The sequence below is a fragment of the Nocardia wallacei genome (assembly GCF_014466955.1).
Classification (GTDB): domain Bacteria; phylum Actinomycetota; class Actinomycetes; order Mycobacteriales; family Mycobacteriaceae; genus Nocardia; species Nocardia wallacei.
On the sequence record NZ_AP023396.1, the window covers coordinates 7,003,629 to 7,028,715 of the forward strand.

The following is a 25,087-nucleotide window of genomic DNA, read 5'->3' on the forward strand; positions in this document are numbered from 1 at the left end:
TCACTCCGCCGACACGATCCGTACCTCCTCGTCGGCCGAGTCGGTGGATTCACCCGGGACGACGAACCAGTGGGTGACCTCGCCCTCGCCGAGGTCGGACTCGACGTCGCCGGTCGGGAGGACCGAGAGGGCGCCGGTGGTGGACCAGGCGAGGAATTCCGCCAGGGCGGCGGGGCCGCCGGGGGCGGTGGTGAACGTGGTCGACTCGTAGTCCAGGTCGTTTTCCTCGCGGAGGGTGTCGGCGCGGTCGAGGGCCTGGTCCTGGGTGAGGGTGGTCCAGGTGCCGTCGGTCCGGCGGTAGACGAAGGCCGGGTGGTCCTCGTGCAGCGGTCGGACGCGGTCGGCGTAGGAGACCGGGTGGGTCGGGGCCGCCGACAGTTCCGCCCGCACCTTCGGGTCCGAGGGCACCAGCCAGCGCACCGAACTGGCCGCGGGTTCCAGGGTGATGCCGAAACCGGCTCCGGCGGAGACGATCTCGCCGAAGGACAGGCCCTCGGCGAACAGCGCCGCCGCACCGGCCTTCTGCACCGCCCACACCGCGACCACGGCGTCGACCGACCGCGGCAGCGTGACCGCGACGATGTCGCCGGGGCCCACACCGCGGTTGATCAGCACCCGCGCCAGCTGCGAGGACCGCGTGTCGACCACGTGGTACGGGGTCTCCGCACCGTCGGACAGCAGCGCCGGAGCCTGCGGATCCTCCTCGACGACCTCGCCCAGGATCTTGGCCACCGTGCGCGCGCCGACCCGGGCCGGTTGCGCGGATTCGGTTGCGCCGACCCCGGATTCGGCGAGCAGGCGGGCCCGCTCGGCGGGATCGACGATGTCGATGTCGCCGACCGGCGCCTGCGGATCGCGCGCCAGCGCCGCCAGCACCCAGCGCAGCCGGTTGGCCAGCGTCTGCACCTCGTCGGCGGTGAACCGGTTGGTGAGGTACTCCAGGCTCAGGCCGATGGTGGCCTCCTCGGTCACCATGAGGGTCAGCGGGTAGTGTGTGCCGCCTTCGAATCCGACCCCGGTCACCGCCACACCGTCGATGGAGCTGGCGGCCGCGATGGCCTCCTTGTCCACCGGGTAGGACTCGAACACGATCAGCGAGTCGAATCCCGCCGCGGCGCCGGCCACCCGCTGAATGTCGGTGAGCCCGACGTAGTGGTGGTCGAGCAGCGCGGCCTGATCACGCTGGAGCCCGGTCAGCAACTCGGCGACCGACCGCCGGCCCTCGGCGCGCACCCGCACCGGCAGCGTGTTGATGAACAGGCCCACCATCGATTCGATACCCGGCAGCTCCGGCGGACGCCCGGACACGGTCGCGCCGAACACCACGTCGTCACGCCCGGTGAGCCGCCCGACCAACACGCCCCACGCGGCCTGGACCAGCGTGTTCACCGTGATGCCCAGGTCGGCGCAGAACTTGGTGAGCTGCTGGGTCTGCTCGGCGTCGATCGTGGCCGTCAGCTTGGCGATCTCGTAGTTCTCCACCGACCGTGGCTGCGGGGCGAGCTGGGTCGGCTCGTCCACGCCGGACAGCGCGTCCGCCCAGGCCCGCAGCGACGCCTCGCGATCCCGTGTGGACAGCCACGCCAGGAAGTCGCGGTAGGAGCCGGGCGGCGGCAGCACCGTGGCGTCGCCGTGCACCGCGTACAGCACCAGCAGATCCCGCATGAGCAGCGGCATCGACCAGCCGTCGAACAGGATGTGGTGCGCGGTGATGGCCAGTCGCCAGTGGTCCGCGGCCGTGCGGAACAGCGCCAACCGCAGCAGCGGCGCGCTCGCCATGTCGAAGGGGGCGGCCCGCTCGGACATCAGCTGCCGCTCCAGCTCGTCGTCGTCGCCGTCCACGAGATCGACAGTGCGCCAAGGCACGTCGACCCGGTCGAGCACGATCTGCACCGGCTGTCCGTCCCGGTCGGTCGTGAACGCCACCCGCAGGTTCGCGTACCGGTCCACCATGCCCTGCGCCGCGGTCCGCAGCCGCTCGACGTCCAGGTCACCGGTGAAGTCGATGGCGGCCTGCTGGCTGTACACGTCGACGGTGGACTGCGTCATCAGCGCGTGGAACAGCAGACCCGACTGCAGCGGCGACAGCGGCCACACCTCGGTCATGCCGGGGTAGGTCCGCTCCCAGGTCTCCGCGTCGGCCGGGTCGACCTGCACCAGCGGGCCGGTCGGCAGTTCCAGGTCGTCCGCGTCGCCCAGCCGCGCGATCGCCGCCAGTCCGGCGATGGTGCGCTGCTCGAACACTTCGCGGGCGCCGAACCGCACGCCGCGCGCCTTGGCCCGCGACACCAGCTGGATGGACAGGATGCTGTTGCCGCCGACGGCGAAGAAGTCGTCGTCCACACCGATCTCGGTGCGGCCCAGCACATCCGCGAACACCTCGGCCAGGATCTGCTCCGTCGGGGTGGACGGGGCGCGGTAGGCCGTGGTCTCGAACTCCGGCTCCGGCAGGGCCTTGCGGTCCAGCTTGCCGTTGGCGTTCAGCGGCAGCGCGTCCAGCACCACGAATGCCGAGGGCACCATGTAGGACGGCAGTGCCGCTGCCAGTTCGGATTTGACGCGGTCGAGGTCGATGACGCCTGAGGAAGTATCGGCGGCAGTCGGCACCAGGTAGGCCACCAGCCGATCACCCAGGCGCGCATCGGACTTCGCCAGCACCGCCGTCTGCGCGACCTCCGGCAACGCCAGCAGCGCGGCCTCGATCTCGCCCAGCTCGATCCGGAAACCCCGGATCTTCACCTGGAAGTCCGTGCGGCCCCGGTAGTCCAGCTCGCCGTCGGCGTTCCAGGCCACCAGGTCACCGGTGCGGTACATGCGCTCACCGGTGCCGAAGGGGCTGGCGACGAAGCGATCCGCCGTCAGGTCCGGTCGGCCGAAGTAGCCGTGGGCCAGCTGGGCACCGGCGAGGTACAGCTCGCCCGGCACGCCGACCGGGACCGGACGCAGCCTGGCGTCGAGCACGTAGACCCGGCTGTTCCATTCCGGCGCGCCGATCGACACCGACACCTGATCGGCGTCGCCGACCTCGTGGCTGGTGATCGACACCGCCGCCTCGGTAGGCCCGTACAGGTTGAACAGGCCCGCCGTGTTGCCGCGCCGGAACCGCTGCGCGGTCGCACCCGGCAGCGCCTCGCCGATGGCCAGCACCCGCCGCAGCGAATCCGTCAGCGCGCCATCGGATTCGGTCAGCAGCGCGTCCAGCATGGACGGCACCACGTGCAGCGTGGTGACGGCCTCGCGGCGCATCAGGTCGTTCAGGTATTCCGGATCCTGATGCCCGTCGGCGGTGGCGATGACCAGGCGGCCACCGCACACGGCCGCCGTCCAGAACTCCCAGACCGACAGGTCGAACGTCGCCGCCGTCTTGAGCAGCACCGCGTCGTCCGCGCCGAGGCCGAATTCGGCGGTCTCCCAGAGCAACTGGTTGACGATCGCGGCGTGCGGCACGGCCACACCCTTCGGGCGGCCCGTCGAACCCGACGTGAAGATCACATACGCCGTATTCGACGCACGCAGCGGCACAACACGATCCGCGTCAGCGATCGGCTCGCCGGAGACCTCCGACAGATCCAGCTCGTCGATCCGAACCACACTCGGCACAGTCCCCGCACCCGTACCCACCGGATGCGCAACCGCCACAGCACCAGCGTCGAAACCACTGTCCGCGTTGGTCAGCACACACACCGGGTCGGCGGTCCCGAGAATGTAACCGACACGTTCGGCGGGCTGATCCGGGTCCACCGGCACATACGCGCCACCGGCCACCGACACCGCATACATCGCCACAACCAGATCCACCGACCGGCGCAACGCCAACGCGACCCGCGACTCGGCACCCACACCCAGCGAAACCAGGTGCCGCGCAAGCCGATTCACCCGCTCACTCAGCTCCGCATAGGTGACAGCAGCCCCGTCCGGACCCACCAGCGCCACCGCGTCCGGCGTCCCCGCGACGGTGCGGTCCAGCAGCCCGGCCAGGGTGAGCGACCGGTCCACCTCGTGCTCGGTCGCGTTCCACTCGGTCACCAGCGTCGCGCGCTCGCTGCCACGCAGCAGCTCGAGATCGCCGACCGGGGTCGCCGGGACGGCCACGATCTGACGCAGCATCCGCACGAACCGCTCGGCGAAGTCCTCGACCGTCGCCGCGTCGAACAGGTCGGTGGCGTAGGTCAGCACGCCGCCGATGCCGGCCGGTGCGCCCGCCTCGTCGTAGCTGTCCGACACGATCAGGTGCAGGTCGAACTGCGACAGCTGGGTGTCGAAGTCGACGCCCGACAGGCTCAGGCCCGGCAGCTCGAGGCTGGTCCGGCCCAGGTTCTGGAACGACAGACCCACCTGGAACAGCGGGTGATGCGCCGTGGACCGGACGGGGTTGAGCACCTCGACCAGCCGCTCGAACGGCACATCGGCGTGCGCGAACGCCTGCAGGTCCGACTCCCGCTGGTGAGCGAGCAGTTCCGCGAACGGCGCGCCCGCGTCCACCCGGGTGCGGAACACCAGGGTGTTGACGAACATGCCGATCAGGTCATCGAGTTCACGTTCGCCTCGACCCGCCATCGGCGTACCGATCGCGATGTCGTCGGTGCCCGACAGCCGCGCCAGCAGCACGGCGAAGGCGGTGTGCACGACCATGAACAGCGTCGCGCTCTCGCTCCGCGCCAGCTCCGACAGCGCCCGGTGCAGCTCGGCGTCGATGTCGATGGCGACCTTGGCGCCGGTGAACGACTGCACCGCCGGACGCGGCCGGTCGGTCGGCAGGTCCAGCCGGTCCGGCAGGTCGGCCAGCGCCGCCTTCCAGTAGCCGAGCTGCTTGGCCGCCAGCGACTCCGGATCGTCCTCGCTGCCCAGCAGCGCACGCTGCCACAGCGCGTAGTCGGCGTACTGCACGGCCAGCGGGGCCCAGCTCGGGGCCTCACCGGCGGCCCGCGCCGCGTAGGCGGTCATGATGTCGCGGGTCAGCGGTGCCATGGAGGAACCGTCGCCCGAGATGTGGTGCACCGTCATCGCCAGCACGTATTCCCGTGCGGCGTCCTCGTTTCCGGTCTCCACCTCGAACACGGCCACGCGCAGCGGCACCTCGGTGGTGACGTCGAACGAACTCGACACCACCTCGAGCACCGCGGCCTCGATGTCGGCCGGGGCGACGGTCCGGAACTCGACCTCCGGAATCGCCTGCGCCACCGGCAGGATCACCTGGACGGGGCCACTGTCGTGCTCCGGATAGACCGTGCGCAGCACCTCGTGCCGCGCCACCACGTCGCCGACCGCCGCCCGCAGCGCGGGCAGATCAAGATCACCGGTGAGCCGCACCGCCATCGGCACGTTGTAGGCCGCCGACTGCTGATCGAATCGGTTCAGGAACCACATCCGCTGCTGCGCCAGCGACAGCGGAATCCGTTCCGGCCGTTCGATACTGCCGAGCGCCGGGGCGCCGGCTTCCCGTGTCTGCGATTCGATCGCCGCCGCGAATCCGGTCACCGTCGAGCGCTCGAACAGCGCCCGCACCGGCACCCGGCTGCCCACCGCCGCACCCACGCGGGCGATGACCTGGGTGGCGATCAGCGAGTTGCCGCCGAGGGCGAAGAAGTCGTCGTCGGCGCCGATCCGCTCGATCCCGAGCACCTCGGCGAACACGCCCGCCACGATCTCCTCGATCGGAGTCGACGGCGCGCGGAACTCCCGCTGCGTGAAGGTCGGCTTCGGCAGGGCCTTGCGGTCCAGCTTGCCGCTCGGGTTGAGCGGGAACTCGGCCAGCTCGATGATCTGCGACGGCACCATGTACGCCGGCAGCTGCCGCATGGCCGCCTCCAGCAGGCGGCCCTGATCGAGCCGCGCGCCCGGTGCGGGCACCGCGTAGACCACCAGCTGGTCACCCAGCTCGGACGAGACCACCAGCGCCGCGGCCTGGCTGACCGACGGCTGCGCCAGCAGCACCGACTCGATCTCCCCGAGCTCGATGCGCTGACCGCGGAACTTCACCTGGAAGTCGGCGCGGCCGAGGTACTCGAGCGCACCCCTGCCGTCGATCTCGCGCCACACCACGAGGTCACCGGTGCGGTACATGCGCGTGCCCGTGCCTGCCCCGAAGGGGTTGGCCACGAAGCGATCCGCGGTGAGATCGGGCCGCCGCAGATAACCGCGGGCCAACTGCTCACCCGCCAGGTACAGCTCACCCACGACACCGGCGGGCACCGGCCGCAGCCGCGAATCCAGCACGTACAGCTGCGAATTCGCCTCCGGATAGCCGATCGGCACGCTCGGGGACTCGGTGCCCGTCGCGGTCCAGTGCGCGACGGTGATCGCGGCCTCGGTCGGTCCGTACAGGTTGTGCACGGCCGCGTCGGAGATGGCGTGCACCGCGGTGACGGTCTCCGGCGGCAGCGCCTCACCGGCCGCGAACACCGTGCGCAGCGTCGGCAGGGCACCCGCCGCGGTGTGCGTGGCGAGCACGGTCAGCATGGACGGCACGAAGTCGGTGAACGTGACGCCCTGCGCGGCAATGGTTTCCGCCAGGTACAGCGGATCCCGATGCCCGTCGGGGGTCGCCACGACCAGCTTGGCCCCGGCCCGCAGGGTCATGAAGTAACCCCACAGCGAGACGTCGAACGTCGTCGGCGTCTTCTGCAGGTACACGTCCTGCGGACCCATCGGGTAGGCCGACAGCATGACGGTGATCTGGTTGTTGATCGCCGCGTGCGAGACCGCCACACCCTTCGGACGCCCGGTCGAACCGGACGTGAACAGCACGTAGGCCGGGTTCTCCGGCAGCACCGGGCGCATCAGCTCGTCGGGTTCGAGCGGCGTGCCGTCGAAGCCGTCGACGTCCACGGTGTCGAGGTTCAGCACCTCGACGCCCTCGGGCACCGGCACCTGATCCGCGGTCCGGGTCAGCACACACACCGGCTGCGCGGTCTCCAGCACGTGCGCGATGCGCTCGGCCGGATGATCCGGATCCAGCGGCACGTACGCGCCGCCCGCGGTGATGATCGCGTACATGCCGACCACCAGATCCAGCGACCGCCGAATCGCCAGGCCGACCAGCGTTTCCGCCTCGACGCCCTGGTAGATCAGCCGCCGGGCCAGGATGTTGACGCGCTCGTCGAACTCCCGGTAGGTCAGCTCCTCGCCCTCGTAGGACACCGCGACCCGATCCGGGTACTCCGCCACCGCGCGCCGGTAGCCGTCGAGCAGCAGTTCGGGTGCCACGTCCTCGCGAACGTCGTTCCACTCCAGCAGGATTCGATCCCGTTCGGCGGCGTCGAGGACCTCGATGTCGCGCACCCGGCGGTTCGCGCCGGCGAGCAGTTCGTCCACGATCCGCAGCAACCGCGTCGACAGCGTCTCCGCCTCGGCGGTGCTGAACCGGCTCAACAGGTGCTCGAGCACGATCTCGATCGTCTGCTCGGCCTTGACCAGCAGCGTCAGCGGATAGTGGGTGCCACCGCTGATGCCCGCACCGGCCACCGACACGCCGTCGATCGCGGCGGCCGCCGTGATGGCGTCCTTGTCGACGGGGTACGACTCGAACACCAGCAGCGAATCGAACTGCGCGCCGATTCCGGCGACCCGCATGATGTCGGTCAGGCCCACGTAGTGGTGCTCCAGCAGATCCGCCTGCTCGCCCTGCAACCGCACCAGCAGCTCACCGACGGTCGCCCGGTCGTCCACCCGTACCCGCACCGGCAGCGTGTTGATGAACAGGCCGACCATCGACTCGATACCCGGCAGCTCCGCCGGACGGCCCGACACCGTGGCGCCGAAGACCACGTCCTCGCGACCGGTGATGCGGCCGACCAGCACACCCCAGGCCGCCTGGATCAGCGTGTTCACGGTGATGCCGAGGTCGGCGCAGAACTGCGCGACGCGACGGGTGTACTCGGCGTCGAGGTGCACGACCTGCTTGCCCAGCGCATAGGTCTCATCCGGTTTCGGTTGCGGCGCAAGCTGAGTCGGCTCGTCCACCCCGGCCAGCGCGTGCTGCCAGGCCCGCAGTGAGGCGTCCCGGTCCCGCCCTGCCAGCCAGGCCAGGAAGTTCCGGTAGGACGGCACCCGCGGCAGCGACGCGGCGTCGCCGCGCACCGCGTACAGCACCAGCAGATCCCGCATGAGCAGCGGCATCGACCAGCCGTCGAACAGCACGTGGTGCGCGGTGATCGACAGGTGCCACGCCGTCTCGCCGGTGCGGTACACCGTGAAGCGCAGCAGCGGCGGGGTGGTCATGTCGAAGTGGGTCAGGCGGTCCGTCTCGAGCCGCTGCGCCAGCTGCTCGGCGCGGTGCTCCGTCGGCAACTCGGTGAGATCCACGATCTCCCAGGGAACTTCGACACGATCCAGCACGATCTGCACCGGCTCGCCGTGGGAGTCGGCGACGAAGATCGCCCGCAGGTTCGGGTACCGCTCCAGCATGGCCTGCGCCGCGACACGCAGCCGCTCGACATCGAGGGTGCCCTCGAACTCGACCACCGCCTGCTGGGTGTACACGTCCACCGTGGACGCGCTCATCATGGCGTGGAACAGCAGGCCCGACTGCAGCGCGGACAGCGGCCACACATCGGTGAGCGCCGGGTACTGCCGCTCCCACACCTCGATGTCGGTCTGCGTGGTACGCACCAGCGGCAGGTCCGACGGGGTGCGGCCGCCGGCCTCCGGGCGGGTGGCGTGCTCGGCGAGCGCGGTGAGCGCCGCGACCCACAGGTCGGCGAACTCCTGCACCTGCTCGCGAGTCAGCAGCCCGGCCGGGAAGGCGAACGACGCGCCCAACTGCGGGCCCTCGTCGCCGTCGGTGACGATCGCGTTGATGTCGAGCACGGCGTTGGCGGGCATGTCGGCGTCCATCACCGCGGACAGCTCGCCCAGGTCGTCCACCGGCACCCAGCCCAGTTCGGCGAACTGCGCGGGGACGTCGGCGACCGACACGCGGCCCAGGTAGTTGAAGCTGATCTGGCCGGTGTCGCCGAGCAACGCGGCCGTCTCCGGGTTCAGGTGCCGCAGCAGGCCGTAGCCGAGCCCCTTGCCGGGCACCGACAGCACCTGTTCCTTGACCGATTTCACGATGCGGCCCAGGGCGTCTCCGCCCGCGAAGGCGTCGGTCAGGTTGGCGTTGCCCAGGTCGAGGCGCACCGGGTAGACGCTGGTGAACCAGCCGACCGTGCGGGACAGGTCCGCGCCCGGCACGGCTTCTTCCTCACGCCCGTGGCCCTCCAACCGGACCAGAACAGCAGAGGTACGACTGTCTCGGGTCTCACGCCACCGGGTGACGGCCATCGCCAGCGCCGACAGCAGGCCGTCGTTCACGCCGCCGTGATACAGGCCCGGGATGGCGGTGAGCACCGCGTCGGTGACCGAGGCGGGCACGCTGACCCGCACCGACTCCACCGTCGCGTTGGTATCCACGGCCGGGTCGAAGGCGCGCGAACCGAGCAGCGGATCCGGCGTGGCCGAAACCTCCTGCCAGAACGGCAGTTCCGTGGTCCGCTCGGTCGCTTGCTCGACCAGCGCGTGTGCCCAGCGGCGCATCGAGGTGCCGTTGGCGGGCAGGGAGACCTGCTGGCCCGCGGCGAGCTGGGACCAGGCCACGGCGAAGTCCGGGATCAGGATGCGCCAGGACACACCGTCGACCACGAAGTGGTGCGCGGCGATCAGGAGCACGCCCGGCCGGTCAGCGGGCCCAGTGGAATCCTCGGCGGCGGTTGCCGATTCCGAGTTCGCCGCGCCGAAGGCGAACCACACGAACTGCACCATCGCCGCGTTCGCGGGATCGAGACGGCCCAGCGCCGCATCGTATTCCGCGTTCGCGACCCGCGACAGCTCCGCATCGGAGATATCGCCCGGCAGGTCGACCCGGTGCACGAGCGCATCGACGTCGATCGCGCCCGGCTCCAAAGCCTCGAAGGCCCAGCCGTTCTCGGCGTCGCCACGCAGCCGCGTGCGCAGCACGTCGTGGTGGTCGAAGACCGCGCCGATCGTCGCGACCAGGGTCGCGCGGTCGATGCCCACCGGTAGCCGCAGTGTCATCGACTGCGAGAACCGCTGGTAGGAGTCGGCATTCGACTTCGCCAGCACCGACGCCATGAAGGGCAGCACCGGGATGTCGCCGACGCCGCCGCCGGGCAGTTCGGCCAGCCGCCGCCGTTCGGCGTCCGCGCCGGTGGTGGCGACCTCGGCCAGACCCGCGACGGTGCGCCGCTCGAACACGTCGCGCGGCGAGAACACCACGCCCCGCGCCTTGGCCCGCGAGACCAGCTGGATCGACAGGATGCTGTCGCCGCCGAGCGCGAAGAACGAATCGTCCACGCCGACCCGCTCCAGGCTCAGCACCTCGGCCACCACCTCGGCGATGGTCGCCTCGATCTCGCTGGTGGGCGCACGGAATTCCCGCGATGCCAGCTGCGGGTCGGGCAGCGCCGCGCGGTCCAGCTTGCCGACCGCGGTCACCGGGATCTTGTCCAGCACCATGATCGCCGTCGGCACCATGTACTCCGGCAGGCGGCCGGACAGGTAGGTGGTCACCTCGGCCACATCGACGGCACGGTCCGCCGCCGCGTGCACGTAGGACACCAGGATGTCGGTGCCCGCCTCGGTCTTGCGACCGAGGGTGACGGCGTAATCGATGTCCGGATGCGAGGTGAGGGCGTTGTCGATCTCGCCCAGTTCGATGCGGTAGCCGCGGACCTTCACCTGGAAGTCGGTGCGGCCCACGTACTCCAGCGCGCCCCGGCCGTCGATCTCGCGCCACACCACCAGGTCACCGGTGCGGTACATGCGCTCACCGGTGCCGAACGGGTTGGCCACGAAGCGATCCGCGGTCAGGTCCGGACGCGCCGCGTAGCCGCGCGCCAGCTGGACACCGGCCAGATACAGCTCGCCGGCCACGCCCTCGGGCACCGGCCGCAGCAGCGAGTCCAGCACGTAGAGGCGAGTGTTCCACTGCGGCAGGCCGATCGGCACGGTACGCCGCTCGGCGCCGCTGACCGGCCAGTGCGTGACGGTGACCGCGGCCTCCGTCGGACCGTAGACGTTGTGCACCGCGGCATCCGAGGAGGCGCGCAGCGCGGCGACCGTCTCGGGCGGCAGCGCCTCACCGGCCGCGAACACCGTGCGCAGCGTCGGCACGCTGCCCGGGGTCAGCTCGGCGGCGAACACGGCGAGCAGCGACGGCACGAAGTCGGTGAACGTGACGCCCTGCGCGGCAATGGTTTCGGCCAGGTAGGCCGGGTCGCGATGCCCGTCCGGGGTCGCCACGACCAGCTTGGCGCCGACGCGCAGCGGCATGAAGTAGCCCCACAGCGACACGTCGAACACCGTGGCGGTCTTCTCCAGGTACACGTCGTCGATGCCGAGCCCGTACTCGTCCAGCATCCAGGAGATCTGGTTCTGGATCGCGGCGTGCGAGACCGTGACACCCTTCGGGCGGCCGGTGGAGCCGGAGGTGAAGATGACGTACGCCGGGTTGTCCGCCAGGACGGGCCGCAGCAGTTCGTCGGATCGCACCGGGGCGGAGTCGATCTCGCTCAGGTCCAGCGTGTCGACGTCGAGCACCGTGATGCCCTCGGGCACCGGCACTTCGTCCACCGTCCGCGAGAGCACGCACACCGGCTGCGCGGTCTCCAGCACGTAGGCGATGCGCTCGGCCGGATGGTCGGGGTCCAGCGGCACGTACGCGCCACCGGCGGTCAGCACGGCGTACATGCCGACCACCAGGTCCAGCGACCGCCGGATACCCAGGGCGACAAGCGATTCCGCGCCGACACCCTGCGCGATCAGGTGCCGCGCCAGGCGATTGACGCGTTCGTCGAACTCGCGGTAGGTCAGCTCGGTGCCCTCGTACACCACTGCCACCCGATCCGGGTGCGCGGCGGCTGTGCGCCGGTAGCCGTCCAGCAGCAATTCCGGTGCGACCTCGTGGCGAGTGTCGTTCCACTCCACCAGGATTCGGTCGCGCTCGGCATTGCCGAAGACATCGATGTCGGCGACGCGGCCCTTCGGGTCGGCGACGAACTCGTCCACGATCCGCTGCAGCCGATCGGCGATCGCGCCCACCTCATCGGGGGTGATCCGGCTCAGCAGGTGCTTGAGGGTCAGCACGATGGTCGACTCGGCGGTGACCATCACCGTGATCGGGTAGTGCGTGTCGTCGTTGATGCCCGCGTCGGTGACCGACATGCCGTCGATGGAGCTGGTCGCGGCGATCGCGTCCTTGTCCACCGGATAGGACTCGAACACCAGCAGCGAATCGAACTGGGCGCCGATGCCCGCGACCCGCTGGATGTCGGTCAGGCCCACGTAGTGGTGATCCAGCAGATCCGCCTGCTCACCCTGCAGGCGGGTCAGCAGTTCGGCGACGGTCGCGCGGCTGTCCACGAGCACCCGCACCGGCAGCGTGTTGATGAACAGACCCACCATCGACTCGATGCCGGGCAGCTCGGGCGGGCGGCCGGACACCGTGGCGCCGAACACCACGTCGTCGCGGCCGGTCATGCGGCCCACGAGCACGCCCCACGCGGCCTGCACCAGCGTGTTCACGGTGATGCCCAGTTCGGCGCACAGGCGCTTGACCCGCTCGGTGCGGTCGGCGTCGATCTCGACGACCCGCTTGCCGATCTCGTAGGTCTCCTCCAGCGTGGTCTGCGGCGCGAGCTGGGTGGGCTCGTCCACTCCGGCGAGCGCGCGCTGCCAGGTGTCCAGGGACTCCTGCTTGTCGCGCGCGGCCAGCCAGCCCAGGTAGGTGCGGTAGGAGGCCGGGCGCGGCAGCGCGGAGGTGTCGCCACGCACCGCGTACAACACCAGCAGATCCCGCATGAGCAGCGGCATCGACCAGCCGTCGAGCAGGATGTGGTGGGTCGTGATGACCAGCTGCCACGCCGTGCCCGCGGTGCGGTACACCGTGAAGCGCAGCAGCGGCGGCGCGGACAGGTCGAAGTGCTGCGCCCGGTCCTGTGCGACAAGGCGTCGCAGTTCCGCGTCGCGCTCGTCGGCGGGCAGCCCGGTGAGATCGACCTCGTGCCATGGCACGTCGACGTGATCGAGCACCACCTGCACGGAGTTGCCCTCGACGTCGGCCACGAACGCCGTCCGCAGGTTCGGGTACCGCTCCAGCACGGCCTGCGCGGCCACCCGCAGCCGGCCGGTGTCGAGTGTGCCGCCCAGGCTGACCACGGCCTGGATGGTGTACACGTCGAAGGTCGCCTGGGTCAGCATGGCGTGGAACAGCAGACCGGACTGCAGCGTCGACAGCGGCCAGACCTCGACCAGCCGCGGGTACTGCCGCTCCCAGCCCTCGACATCGGACTGCGTGGCGCGCACCAGCGGCAGGTCCGACGGGGTGTGACCACCGGCGTCGGGGCGCTGGGCGTGCGTGGCGAGCGCGGTGAGGGCGGCGATCCACAGGTCCGCGAACTCCCGCACCCGCGCTTCGTCCAGCAGTCCGGTCGGGTAGGCGAAGGTAGCGCCCAGCTGCGGGCCGTTGTCGCCGTCGGTGACGATCGCGTTGATGTCGATCGTCGCGTTGGCGGGCATGTCGGCGTCCATCAGCGCGTCCAGCTCGCCGAGGTCCGCGACCGGCACCCAGCCCAGTTCGGCCATGCCCTCGGGCACGTCTCCGGCCGAGACGCGGCCCAGGTAGTTGAAGCTGACCTGGCCGACGGTGTTCAGCTCCGCGCCGGTCTCCTGGTTCAGGTAGCGCAGCAGACCGTAGCCGAGACCCTTGTCCGGCACGGCGAGCAACTGCTCCTTGACCGATTTGACGATGCGGCCCACCGACTTTCCGCCCTCGAAGGCGTCGGTCAGATCCGCACCCGCCAGGTCGAGGCGGACCGGGTAGACGCTGGTGAACCAGCCCACCGTGCGCGACAGGTCGGCGCCCGGCACCACGGTCTCCTCGCGGCCGTGGCCCTCGAGGCGGATCAGCGCGGCCGAACCGGTCGGTTCGCCGCGCAGCTTGGCGATGGCCATCGCGAGCGCGGACAGCAGGCCGTCGTTGACGCCGCCGTGGTAGAGGCCCGGGATGGCGGTCAGCACGGCGTCGGTGACGTCGGCCGGGAGGGTGACCTGCACCCGTTCCACGGTCGCGTTGGTGTCGATCGCCGGATCGAAGGCGCGCGAGCCCAGCAGCGGATCCGGCGTGGCCGAAACCTCTTGCCAGAACGGCAGTTCCGCGACGCGGTCCGGCGCCCCGGCCTCCTCGACCAGAGCGTGGGCCCAGCGGCGCATGGAGGTGCCATTGGCGGGCAACGTGACCGGCTGGTTCGCCACCAGCTGCGACCACGCCATGGCGAAGTCCGGGATCAGGATGCGCCAGGAGACGCCGTCGACCACGAAGTGGTGACCGGCGATGAGCAGCACGTCACGGCGAGCCGGATCGGACTGCTCGCCGTCGGTGAAGGCGAACCACACGAACTGCACCATGGCCGCGTTCGCGGGGTCCAGACGGCCCAGTGCCGCATCGTATTCCGCGCTCGCGAGCCGGGTCAGTTCCTCGTCGGTGATACCGGCGGGCACGTCCACCCGGCGCACCAGGGCGTCGACGTCCACCGCGCCCGGCTCCAGCGCCTCGAATTCCCAGCCGTTGTCGAGGTCGCCGCGCAGTCGCGTGCGCAGCACGTCGTGGTGGTCGAAGACCGCGCCGATCGTCGCGACCAGCGTCGCCCGGTCGATACCGGCGGGCAGGCGCAGCGTCATCGACTGCGAGAACCGCTGGTAGGACGAGCCACTGGCGAGGAACTGCGACATGACCGGCAGCAGCGGGATGTCGCCCACCCCGCCGCCCGGCAGCTCCGCCAGGCGCTGCCGTTGCGCGCCCGCGCCCGAGACCGCGACCTCGGCCAGGCCCGCCACCGAGCGCTGCTCGAACACGTCGCGCGGGCTGAACACCACGCCGCGCTCCTTGGCCCGCGACACCAGCTGGATCGACAGGATGCTGTCGCCGCCGAGGGCGAAGAACGAGTCGTCCAGGCCGACCTGCTCGAGGCCGAGCACATCGGCGAACACCGCGGCGATGATCGCCTCGGTTTCGCTTGCGGGAGCGCGGTATTCGCGTGCGGTGAAGACCGGCTCGGGCAGGGCGCGGCGATCCAGCTTGCCGACCGGGGTCAGCGGGATCTCGTCGAGCACCATGATCGACGTCGGCACCATGTACTCCGGCAGCGAGCCGCCGACGTAGTCGCGCAGTTCGTTCACGTCGACCGAGCGGCCCGCGACCGGGCGCACGTAGGAGACCAGGATGGTCGAGCCCACCTCGGTCCGGTGACCCAGCGTGACGGCGAAGTCGACGGTCTCGTGCGAGGTGAGCGCGGTGTCGATCTCACCCAGTTCGATGCGGAACCCGCGCACCTTGACCTGGAAGTCGGAGCGGCCGACGTATTCGACCTCACCGTTCTCGGTCCAGCGCACCACGTCACCGGTGCGGTACATGCGCTCGCCCGCCAGGTACGGATGCGCGACGAACCGCTCCGAGGTCAGACCCGGGCGCGCGTGGTAGCCGCGGGTCAGCTGGATACCCGACAGGTACAGCTCGCCCGCCACACCGACCGGCACCGGCCGCAGCCGCGAGTCCAGGATCAACGACTGCATGCCGCGGATCGGACCGCCGATGGTGACCGAGTCGCCCGGCGCCAGCGCGTCGCTGATGTTGGTCATGATCGTGGTCTCGGTCGGGCCGTACCCGTTGTGCACCGAGCGCAGCGGACCACCGTCGCCGAGCGGAATCGCCCACTTGGTGATCAGGTCCGCCGGGACGGCCTCGCCACCGGCGACCAGCACCCGCAGGCTGTCCAGACCCGTCGGGTCGATGGTCGCCAGCGCCGACGGCGTGATGAAGGCGTGCGTGACGCCCTCGCCGCGGATCAGCTCCGACAGCTCCTCGCCGCCGTACACGCCGGTCGGCACGACCACCAGCGCGCCGCCCGCGCCGATCGCGAGCAGGAACTCGAGGATCGAGGCGTCGAAGCTCGGCGACGCGAAATGCAGTGCGCGCGAATCGGAGTCGAGCGCGTACCGCTCGGCCTGCTCGGCACTGAAGTTGGCCAGACCGGCGTGGGTGACCACGACGCCCTTGGGCAGACCGGTCGAGCCCGAGGTGTAGATGGCGTAGGCCGGATGCGCCGGGCGCAACGGCCGGACCCGGTCCTCCGCGGTCACGGCCGCGGCGTCGTAGGTATCGAGGTTCAGTTCGTCCAGAACCAGCCACTCCACCGATTCCGGCAGTTCGTCGCGCACGGCGGCGGTGGTCAGGCCGATCGGCGAACCGGAATCGGTGACCATGTGCGCGATGCGGTCGGCCGGGTATGCCGGGTCGATCGGCACGAACGCCGCACCGGTCTTCGACACCGCCCACTCGGCGAAATACGAATCCGCTGACCGCGGCACGGCGATCGCCACCAGATCCTCGGCGCCGATGCCGCGCTCGATCAGCAAGCGCGCCAGGCGGTTCGAGCGCTCGTCGAGTTCGCCGTAGGACAGTCGGGTCCCCTGGAACACGACCGCGAGCGCCTGCGGATCCCGCGCGACGGCCTCGGCCAGCAGGTCGGGCAGGGTGCGCGGCGGCACCGCCGGGGCGCCCGTGCGGGCCACCAGCTCGGCGCGCTCGGCCGCCTCGAGGATCTCCAGATCGCCGACCGGGGTCTGCGGCCGCGTCACGATCTCGGCGAGCAGCCGGAGGAACCGCTCGGTGAACCGCTTCACCGTAGCCTCGTCGAAAAGGTCACGGGCGAAGGAGAATTCGGCGAGCATCTCGGACCGGTCGGCCGCCTCGCGGACGGTCAGCGACAGGTCGAACTTCTCGATCCCGGCCTCGAAGTCGACCGCGCCGACACGCAGTTCGGGCAGTTCGAAGGCCGTCTCGGGCAGGTTCTCGAACGACAGCGCCACCTGGAACAGCGGGTGCCGCGCGGTGGACCGCTCCGGCTGCAGCAGTTCCACCAGCCGCTCGAACGGGATGTCGGCGTGGGCGAAGGCCTGCAGATCGGTGTCGCGGGCCTGCGCGAGCAGTTCCAGGAACGATCGCTGGCCGCGCACCTCGGTGCGCAGCACCACGGTGTTGACGAACATGCCGATCATGTCGTCCAGTTCGGCCTCGCCGCGGCCCGCGATCGGGCTGCCGACGGCGATGTCCTCGGTGCCGGACAGGCGCGCCAGGAAGATCGCGAGCGCGGTGTGCACGACCATGAACAGGGTCGTGTTCTGCTCGGCGGCGATCATCCGCAGCGCGGTACGCAGTTCCACGTCGATCGGGAAGACCACGCGCCCGCCGCGATACGACGGCACGCTCGGGCGCGGGCGGTCGGCGGGCAGGTTCAGCTCGTCGGGGAGGTCCGCCAGCGCGGTGCGCCAGTAGTCGGCCTGCGCGGAGATCAGGCTCTGCGGGTCGTCCTCCGCGCCCAGCACCCGGCGCTGCCAGACGCTGAAGTCCGCGTACTGCACCGGCAGCGGCGCCCAGTCCGGTGCCTCCCCGGTGGAGCGGGCGGTGTAGGCGATCATCACGTCGCGGGTCAGCGGCCCCATCGACCAGCCGTCGGCGGCGATGTGGTGAGCCACGAACACGAGCACGTGCTCCGTGGTCTCGACGGTCGGGGCCGTACCCGCCGTATCCGAACCGGTGGCCCCGACTGTCGCAGCCTCACCTGTCGCAGCCTCGCCTGTCGCAGCCCCGACTGTCGCATCCGAACCGGTGGTCATGTCGACCACGCGCAGCAGCTGTGCGCGCAGGGGTACCTCGGCGGTGACGTCGAAGCCCGTGGAGACCAGCTCGGTGATGGTGTCGCGCAACGCTTCCGGTGACACCACGACCGGGGTGAGGTCCGGGACCGCACGGTCGGCGGGCAGCACGATCTGGTGCGGCACGCCGTCGGCCTCGGGGTAGACGGTGCGCAGGATCTCGTGGCGCTCCACCAGATCCCGCACGGCGGCCTGTAGTGCGTCGACGTCCAACGCGCCGGACAGGCGCACCGCGACCGGCACGTGGTAGGCGGCCGACTGCTGGTCGAAGCGGTTGAGGAACCACATCCGCTGCTGCGCCAGCGACAGCGGCACCCGGTCCGGGCGCTCCCCCGCCACCAGCGCGGGCCGCCCGCCCGAGCCCGCGTGCTGCGCGACGCGCGCGGCCAGACCGGCCACGGTCGAGTACTCGAACAGGTCACGCACCGGCACCCGGGCGTCCAGCGCGGCACTCAACCGCGCGACCACCTGGGTCGCGATCAGCGAGTTGCCGCCGAGCGCGAAGAAGTCGTCGTCGGCGCCGACCCGCTCGACACCGAGCACGTCGGCGAATACACCGGCCACGATCTCCTCGACCGGCGTGGACGGCGCCCGGAACTCGCGCTGCGCGAAGGTGGGCTGCGGCAGGGCCTTCCGGTCCAGCTTGCCGCTGGTGTTCAGCGGCAACTCGGCCAGTTCGACGATCGCGCCGGGGAGCATGTAGGCGGGCAACGTCCGCGACGCCGCCGCCAGCAGCTCGGCCTGATCGATAGTGGCCTCCGGCGCGGGCACCACGTACGCCACCAGCTGATCGCCCAGGTCGGACGGCAACACCAGCGCCACAGCCTGGCTCACCGACGCCTGCGCCAGCAACGCCGACTCGATCTCGCCCAACTCGATCCGCTGCCCACGGAACTTCACCTGGAAGTCGGTACGCCCGATGTAATCCAGCACGCCCCGCACGGCTCCCCCGGCCTGAAGCTCGGTCCCCGCCCGCTGAGGCTCGGCCTGGGACCCCTGAGGCTCGGCCTGGGGCCCCTGAGACTCGGCCTGGGGCCCCTCCTCCATTGCCTGAGCGAAGCGAAGGCTCCACCGCACCAAGTCACCCGTGCGATACATCCGCTCGCCGTCCCCGAACGGGTTGGCCACGAACCGATCCGCGGTCAGGTCCGGCCGCGCCACATATCCGCGCGCCAGCTGATCGCCCGCGAGATACAGCTCACCCGCGACACCGGCGGGCACCGGACGCAGTCGCGAATCCAGCACGTAGACGCGAGAGTTCCACTGCGGCAAGCCGATCGGCACACTCGACCGCTCGTCGCCGGTGGCGGGCCAGTAGGTGATCGAGACCGCGGCCTCGGTCGGCCCGTACAGGTTGTGCACGGCCGCGCCGGACACCGACCGCAGCGCGGCGACGGTTTCCGGCGGCAGCGCCTCACCGATGACGAACACGTCGCGCAGTGTCGGCACCGCCCCGGCCGGGGTCTGGGTGGCGAACACGGTGAGCATCGACGGCACGAAGTCGGTGACGGTGACCCGCTGCGCGGCAATGGTTTCCGCGATGTACCGCGGGTCGCGGTGGCCGTCGTGGGTGGCGACGACCAGTTTCGCCCCGGCGCGCAGCGGCATGAAGTAGCCCCACAGCGACACGTCGAAGGTGGTGGCCGTCTTCTGGAAGTAGACGTCGTCGGCGCCCATCGGGTACTCGGCGAGCATCCAGCTGGTCTGGTTGTGAATGGCCGCGTGCGAGACCGCCACACCCTTCGGCCGTCCGGTCGAACCGGACGTGAAGATCACGTACGCCGGATGTTCCGGCAGCACCGGGGCCAGCAGCTCGTCCGGCTGCACCGGGGTGCCCTCGAAGCCGTCGAGATCCACGGTGTCCATGTGCAGCACCGGGATGTCGTCCGGCACCGGCACGGCGTCGGCGGTGGTACTGAGCACGCACACCGGCTGCGCGGTCTCCAGCACGTGCGCGATGCGCTCGGCCGGATGATCCGGATCCAGCGGCACGTACGCGCCGCCCGCGGTGATGATCGCGTACATGCCGACCACCAGATCCAGCGACCGCCGGACGGCGAGGCCGACCAGCGCTTCCGGTCCGACGTCCTGGTAGATCAGGCGGCGCGCGAGCACGTTGACCCGCTCGTCGAATTCGCGGTAGGTCAGCTCCGCGCCCTCGAAGGACACCGCGATCCGATCCGGATGCGCGGCGACCGCGCGCCGGTAGCCGTCCAGCAGCAGTTCCGGCGCGACCTCGTGGCGAGTGTCGTTCCACGCCACCAGGATTCGCTCGCGCTCGCCGCCGTCCAGCAGCTCGAGATCGCCCACCGGAGCCTGCGGCGCGGCGACGATCTCGCCGAGCAGGCGCACGAACCGGTCCACGAAGCCCCGCACGGTGGCCGCGTCGAACAGATCGCTCGCGTAGGTCAGGAAGCCGTTGATCCCGGTCGGTGCGCCGGACTCGTCGTAGCGGTCCGACACGATCAGATGCAGGTCGAACTGCGACTGCTGGGTGTCGAGTTCGAGCCCGGCGACGGTCAGGCCCGGCAGCTCGAGCGTCGACAGCGCCAGGTTCTGGAACGACAGGCCCACCTGGAACAGCGGGTGCCGCGCGGTCGAACGCGCCGGGTTCAGCACCTCGACCAGCCGCTCGAACGGCACGTCGGCGTTCGCGAACGCCTGCAGGTCGGTCTCGCGCTGACGGGCCAGCAGGTCCGTGAACGACTCGCCCGCGTCCACCCGGGTGCGGAAGACCAGGGTATTCATGAACATGCCGATCAGGTCGTCGAGCGCGGCCTCGCCCCGGCCCGCCATCGGCGTGCCGATCGCGATGTCGTCGGTACCCGACAGCCGCGCCAGCAGCAGCGCGAGCGCGCTGTGCACGACCATGAACAGCGTCGCACCCTCGGAGCGGGCCAGTTCGGCCAGCGCGCGGTGAGTCTCGGAATCGATGGCCACCTCGACTCGGCCACCGGCGAACGACTGCACCGCGGGGCGCGGCCGGTCCGACGGCAGGTCGAGCTGTTCGGGCAGGTCCGCCAGCTGCGACCGCCAGTACGACAGCTGTGCGGCCGCCAGCGACTGCGGGTCGTTCTCGCTGCCCAGCAGCTCGCGCTGCCAGATGCTGTAGTCCGCGTACTGCACGGCCAGCGGGGCCCAGCTCGGGGCCTCGCCCGCGGCGCGCGCCGCGTAGGCGGTCATCAGGTCGCGGGTCAGCGGGCCCATCGAGGAACCGTCGCCGGAGATGTGGTGGACCACCACGGCCAGCACGTAGTCGCCCGTGTCGGTGACCCGGTACGCCCGCACCCGCAGCGGCACCTCGGCCGTCACGTCGAACGGCGTGGCGAAGAACTCGATGACCGCCGATTCGATTGCCGCCGAGTCGATCTCGTACACGGTCAGATCCGGCGTCGCCTGCGCCGGGGACAGGATCACCTGCACCGGCTGGGGCGTGTCCGGGGCGTCCGGGGCGGTGGTCTCGGGGTAGACCGTCCGCAGTACCTCGTGCCGGGTGACCAGGTCACCGATCGCGGCGCGCAGCGCGTCGAGGTCCAGCTCGCCGGACAGGCGCACCGCGACGGGCACGTTGTAGGCGGCCGATTGCTGGTCGAAGCGGTTGAGGAACCACATCCGCTGCTGGGCCAGCGACAGCGGGATCCGCTCCGGCCGGTCCACGGCCACCAGGGCGGGTCGTCCGCCGGCACCGGCGTGCTGCTCCACCTTCGCGGCCAGGCCCGCGACGGTCGATGCCTCGAACACGGTGCGCACGGGCACCTGGGTCTCGAGCGCGGTGCCGATCCGGGCCGCGACCTGGGTGGCGATCAGCGAGTTTCCGCCGAGGGCGAAGAAGTCGTCGTCCAGGCCGACCCGGTCCGCACCGAGCACCTCGGCGAAGACACCCGCCACGATCTGCTCGATCGGCGTCGAGGGCGCGCGGAAGGCCGCGGCCTCGAATTCGGGATCCGGCAGGGCCTTGCGGTCCAGCTTGCCGTTGACATTGAGCGGCAGCGCGTCCAGCACCACGAACGCGGACGGCACCATGTAGGAGGGCAGCGCCGCGCCGAGGGCGGACTTCACCTCCACCACATCGATGTCGGTGTCGCCCGACGCCACCAGGTAGGCCACCAGCCGATCACCCAGGCGCGCATCGGACTTCGCCAGCACCGCCGTCTGCGCGACCTCCGGCAACGCCAGCAGCGCGGCCTCGATCTCGCCCAGCTCGATCCGGAAACCGCGGATCTTCACCTGGAAGTCCGTGCGGCCCCGGTAGTCCAGCTCGCCGTCGGCGTTCCAGGCCACCAGATCACCGGTGCGGTACATGCGGCCGCCGGCGCGGAACGGGTCGGCCACGAAGCGGTCCGCGGTCAGGTCGGGGCGGCCGAAGTAGCCGCGCGCCAGCTGCGCGCCCGCCAGATACAGCTCACCCGCGACACCGTCTGGAACCGGATGCAGGCGCGCGTCGAGGACGTAGACCTGACTGTTCCACTCCGGCGCACCGATCGACACCGACACCTGATCGGCGTCGGTCACGCGGTGGCTGGTGATCGACACCGCGGCCTCGGTCGGGCCGTAGAGGTTGAACAGCTCGGCTTCGTTCGAACGGCGGAACCGCTGTGCCACCGAGCCGGGCAGCGCCTCGCCGATGGCCAGCACCCGCCGCAGCGAATCCGTCAGCGCGCCACCGGATTCGGTCAGCAGCGCGTCCAGCATGGACGGCACCACGTGCAGGGTGGTCACCCGCTCGCGAGCCATCAGCTCGTTGAGGTAGGCGGGATCGCGGTGCCCGTCGGGCGTGGCGATCACCAGGCGGCCGCCGCACACCGCGGCCGACCAGAATTCCCACACCGACAGGTCGAAGGTGGAGGCGGTCTTCAGCAGTACCGCGTCGTCGCCGGTGAGGCCGAATTCGGCGGTCTTCCACTGCAACTGGTTCGCGATCGCCGCGTGCGGCACGGCCACACCCTTCGGGCGGCCCGTCGAACCCGACGTGAAGATCACATACGCCGTATTCGACGCACGCAGCGGCACAACACGATCCGCATCGGCAACCGGCTCACCGGAGACCTCCGACAGATCCAGCTCGTCGATCCGAACCACATTCGACACAGTCCCCGCAGCCGGATCGGCAGCCGCACCCTCCGGATACGCAGCCGCCACCGCACCAGCGTCGAAACCACTATCCGCGTTGGTCAGCACACACACCGGGTCGGCGGTCCCGAGAATGTAACCCACGCGCTCAGCAGGCTGATCCGGATCCACCGGCACATACGCGCCACCGGCCACCGACACCGCATACATCGCCACAACCAGATCCACCGACCGGCGCAACGCCAACGCGACCCGCGACTCGGCACCCACACCCAGCGAAACCAGGTGCCGCGCAAGCCGATTCACCCGCTCACTCAGCTCCGCATAGGTGACAGCAGCCCCGTCCGGACCCACCAGCGCCACGGCGTCGGCGCGTGCGGCGACCGTCGCGTCCAGCAGCGACGGCAGCGTCGCCGAACGGTCGGTCGCGAACCCGGTCGCGTTGCGGCCCAGCACGATTCCGGCGCGCTCGGCGTCACCGAGCAGGCTCAGCTCACCCACGGCGGTGCGCGGCGCGGCGACGATGCCGCTCAGCAGCCGCGCGAACCGGCCCACGAAGCCCTCGACCGTCTCGGGATCGAACAGGTCGCTCGCGTAGGTGAGGACGCCCTCGATGCCGGTCGGCGCACCGGACTCGTCGTAGCGGTCCGACACGATCAGGTGCAGGTCGAACTGCGACAGCTGGGTGTCGAAGTCCACGCCCGACACGGTCAGCCCGGGCAGGTCCAAGGTCGCCAGGGCCAGGTTCTGGAACGACAGGCCCACCTGGAACAGCGGATGCCGCGCGGTCGACCGCACCGGGTTCAGCACCTCGACCAGCCGCTCGAACGGCACATCCGCGTTCGCGAACGCCTGGATATCCGTTTCACGCTGGCGCGCGAGCAGTTCGGTGAACGCCTCGCCGCCGTCGACCCGGCTGCGGAAGACCAGGGTGTTGACGAACATGCCGATCATGTCGTCCAGCACGGCCTCGCCACGCCCGGCGACCGGGGTGCCGATCGCGATGTCCTCGGTGCCCGACAGCCGCGCCAGCAGCACCGCCAGCGCCGTGTGCACGACCATGAACAGCGTCGCGCCCTCCGACCGCGCCAGATCGACCAGCGCGCGGTGGGTCTCGGCGTCGATCCGCACCGGCACCTTGCCACCGGCGAACGACTGCACCGCGGGCCGCGGGCGGTCCGAGGGCAGGTCCAGCTGGTCCGGCAGCTCCGCCAGCGCGGTCTGCCAGTAGCCGATCTGCTTGGCCGCCAGCGACTCCGGGTCGTCCTCACTGCCCAGCAGCTCGCGCTGCCACAGGCTGTAGTCCGCGTACTGCACCGGCAGCGGCGGCCAGTTCGGGGCCTCGCCGGCGGCGCGGGTCGCGTAGGCGGTCATCAGGTCGCGGGTCAGCGGGGCCACCGACGAACCGTCACCGGAGATGTGGTGCACCACCATCGCCACCACGTATTCGCGTGCGGCGCTGTCGTTTCCGGTCTCCACCTCGAACAGCGCCACCCGCAGCGGCACCTCGCTGGTGACGTCGAAGATGGTCGAGGTCAGCTCCACCACGGCCGCTTCGATCTCGGCCGGGGTGACCGTGCGGATCTCCAGCTCCGGAATCGCCCGCGCGACCGGCAGGATCACCTGCACCGGCCCGGACAGGGCGTTGGGGGAATCGGATTCCGGCACCTCGGGGTAGACCGTGCGCAGCACCTCGTGCCGGGCCACCACGTCACCGATCGCGGCGCGCAGCGCGGCCACGTCCAGCTCACCGGTCAGCCGCACCGCCATCGGCACGTTGTAGGCCGCCGACTGCTGATCGAAGCGGTTCAGGAACCACATCCGCTGCTGCGCCAGCGACAACGGGATGCGCTCGGGCCGCGGCCCGGCCACCAGCTCGCGGCGGCCGGAGCCGACCTGGCTCTCCACCCGCGCGGCCAGCGCGCCCACGGTGGACGCCTCGAACAGCAGCCGCACCGGGATCCGGGTGTCGAGCGCGCTGCCGAGCCGTGCCACCACCTGGGTGGCGATCAGCGAGTTGCCGCCCAGTTCGAAGAAGTCGTCGTCCACGCCGATCGGGGTGTCGAGGGCGAGCACGGTCGCGAAGGTGTTCGCGACGATCTCCTCGATCGGGGTCGAGGCCGCGCGGAACTCCCGCACGCCGAACACCGGTTCGGGCAGCGCCCGCCGGTCGAGCTTGCCGTTCGCGCCCAGCGGCAGGGCGTCGAGCACCACGAACGCCGCCGGGATCATGTAGGACGGCAGCACCGTCGCCAGGTGTGCGCGCAGGTCGGAGTCGTCGGCCAGCGCCCCGGCGACGGGCACGACG

1 protein-coding gene (running past one end of the window) is annotated in these 25,087 nt (G+C 70.7%); it reads right to left on the reverse strand.

Annotation, left to right across the window (positions count from 1 at the left end; genetic code table 11):
- Positions 1-25,087, reverse strand: partial view of a non-ribosomal peptide synthase/polyketide synthase gene (locus NWFMUON74_RS31540; protein ID WP_187685352.1) — the 3' portion only. It continues 26,879 nt past the right edge of the window; only the last 25,087 of its 51,966 coding nucleotides appear in the window; its start codon lies beyond the right edge, outside the window; the stop codon is at positions 1-3.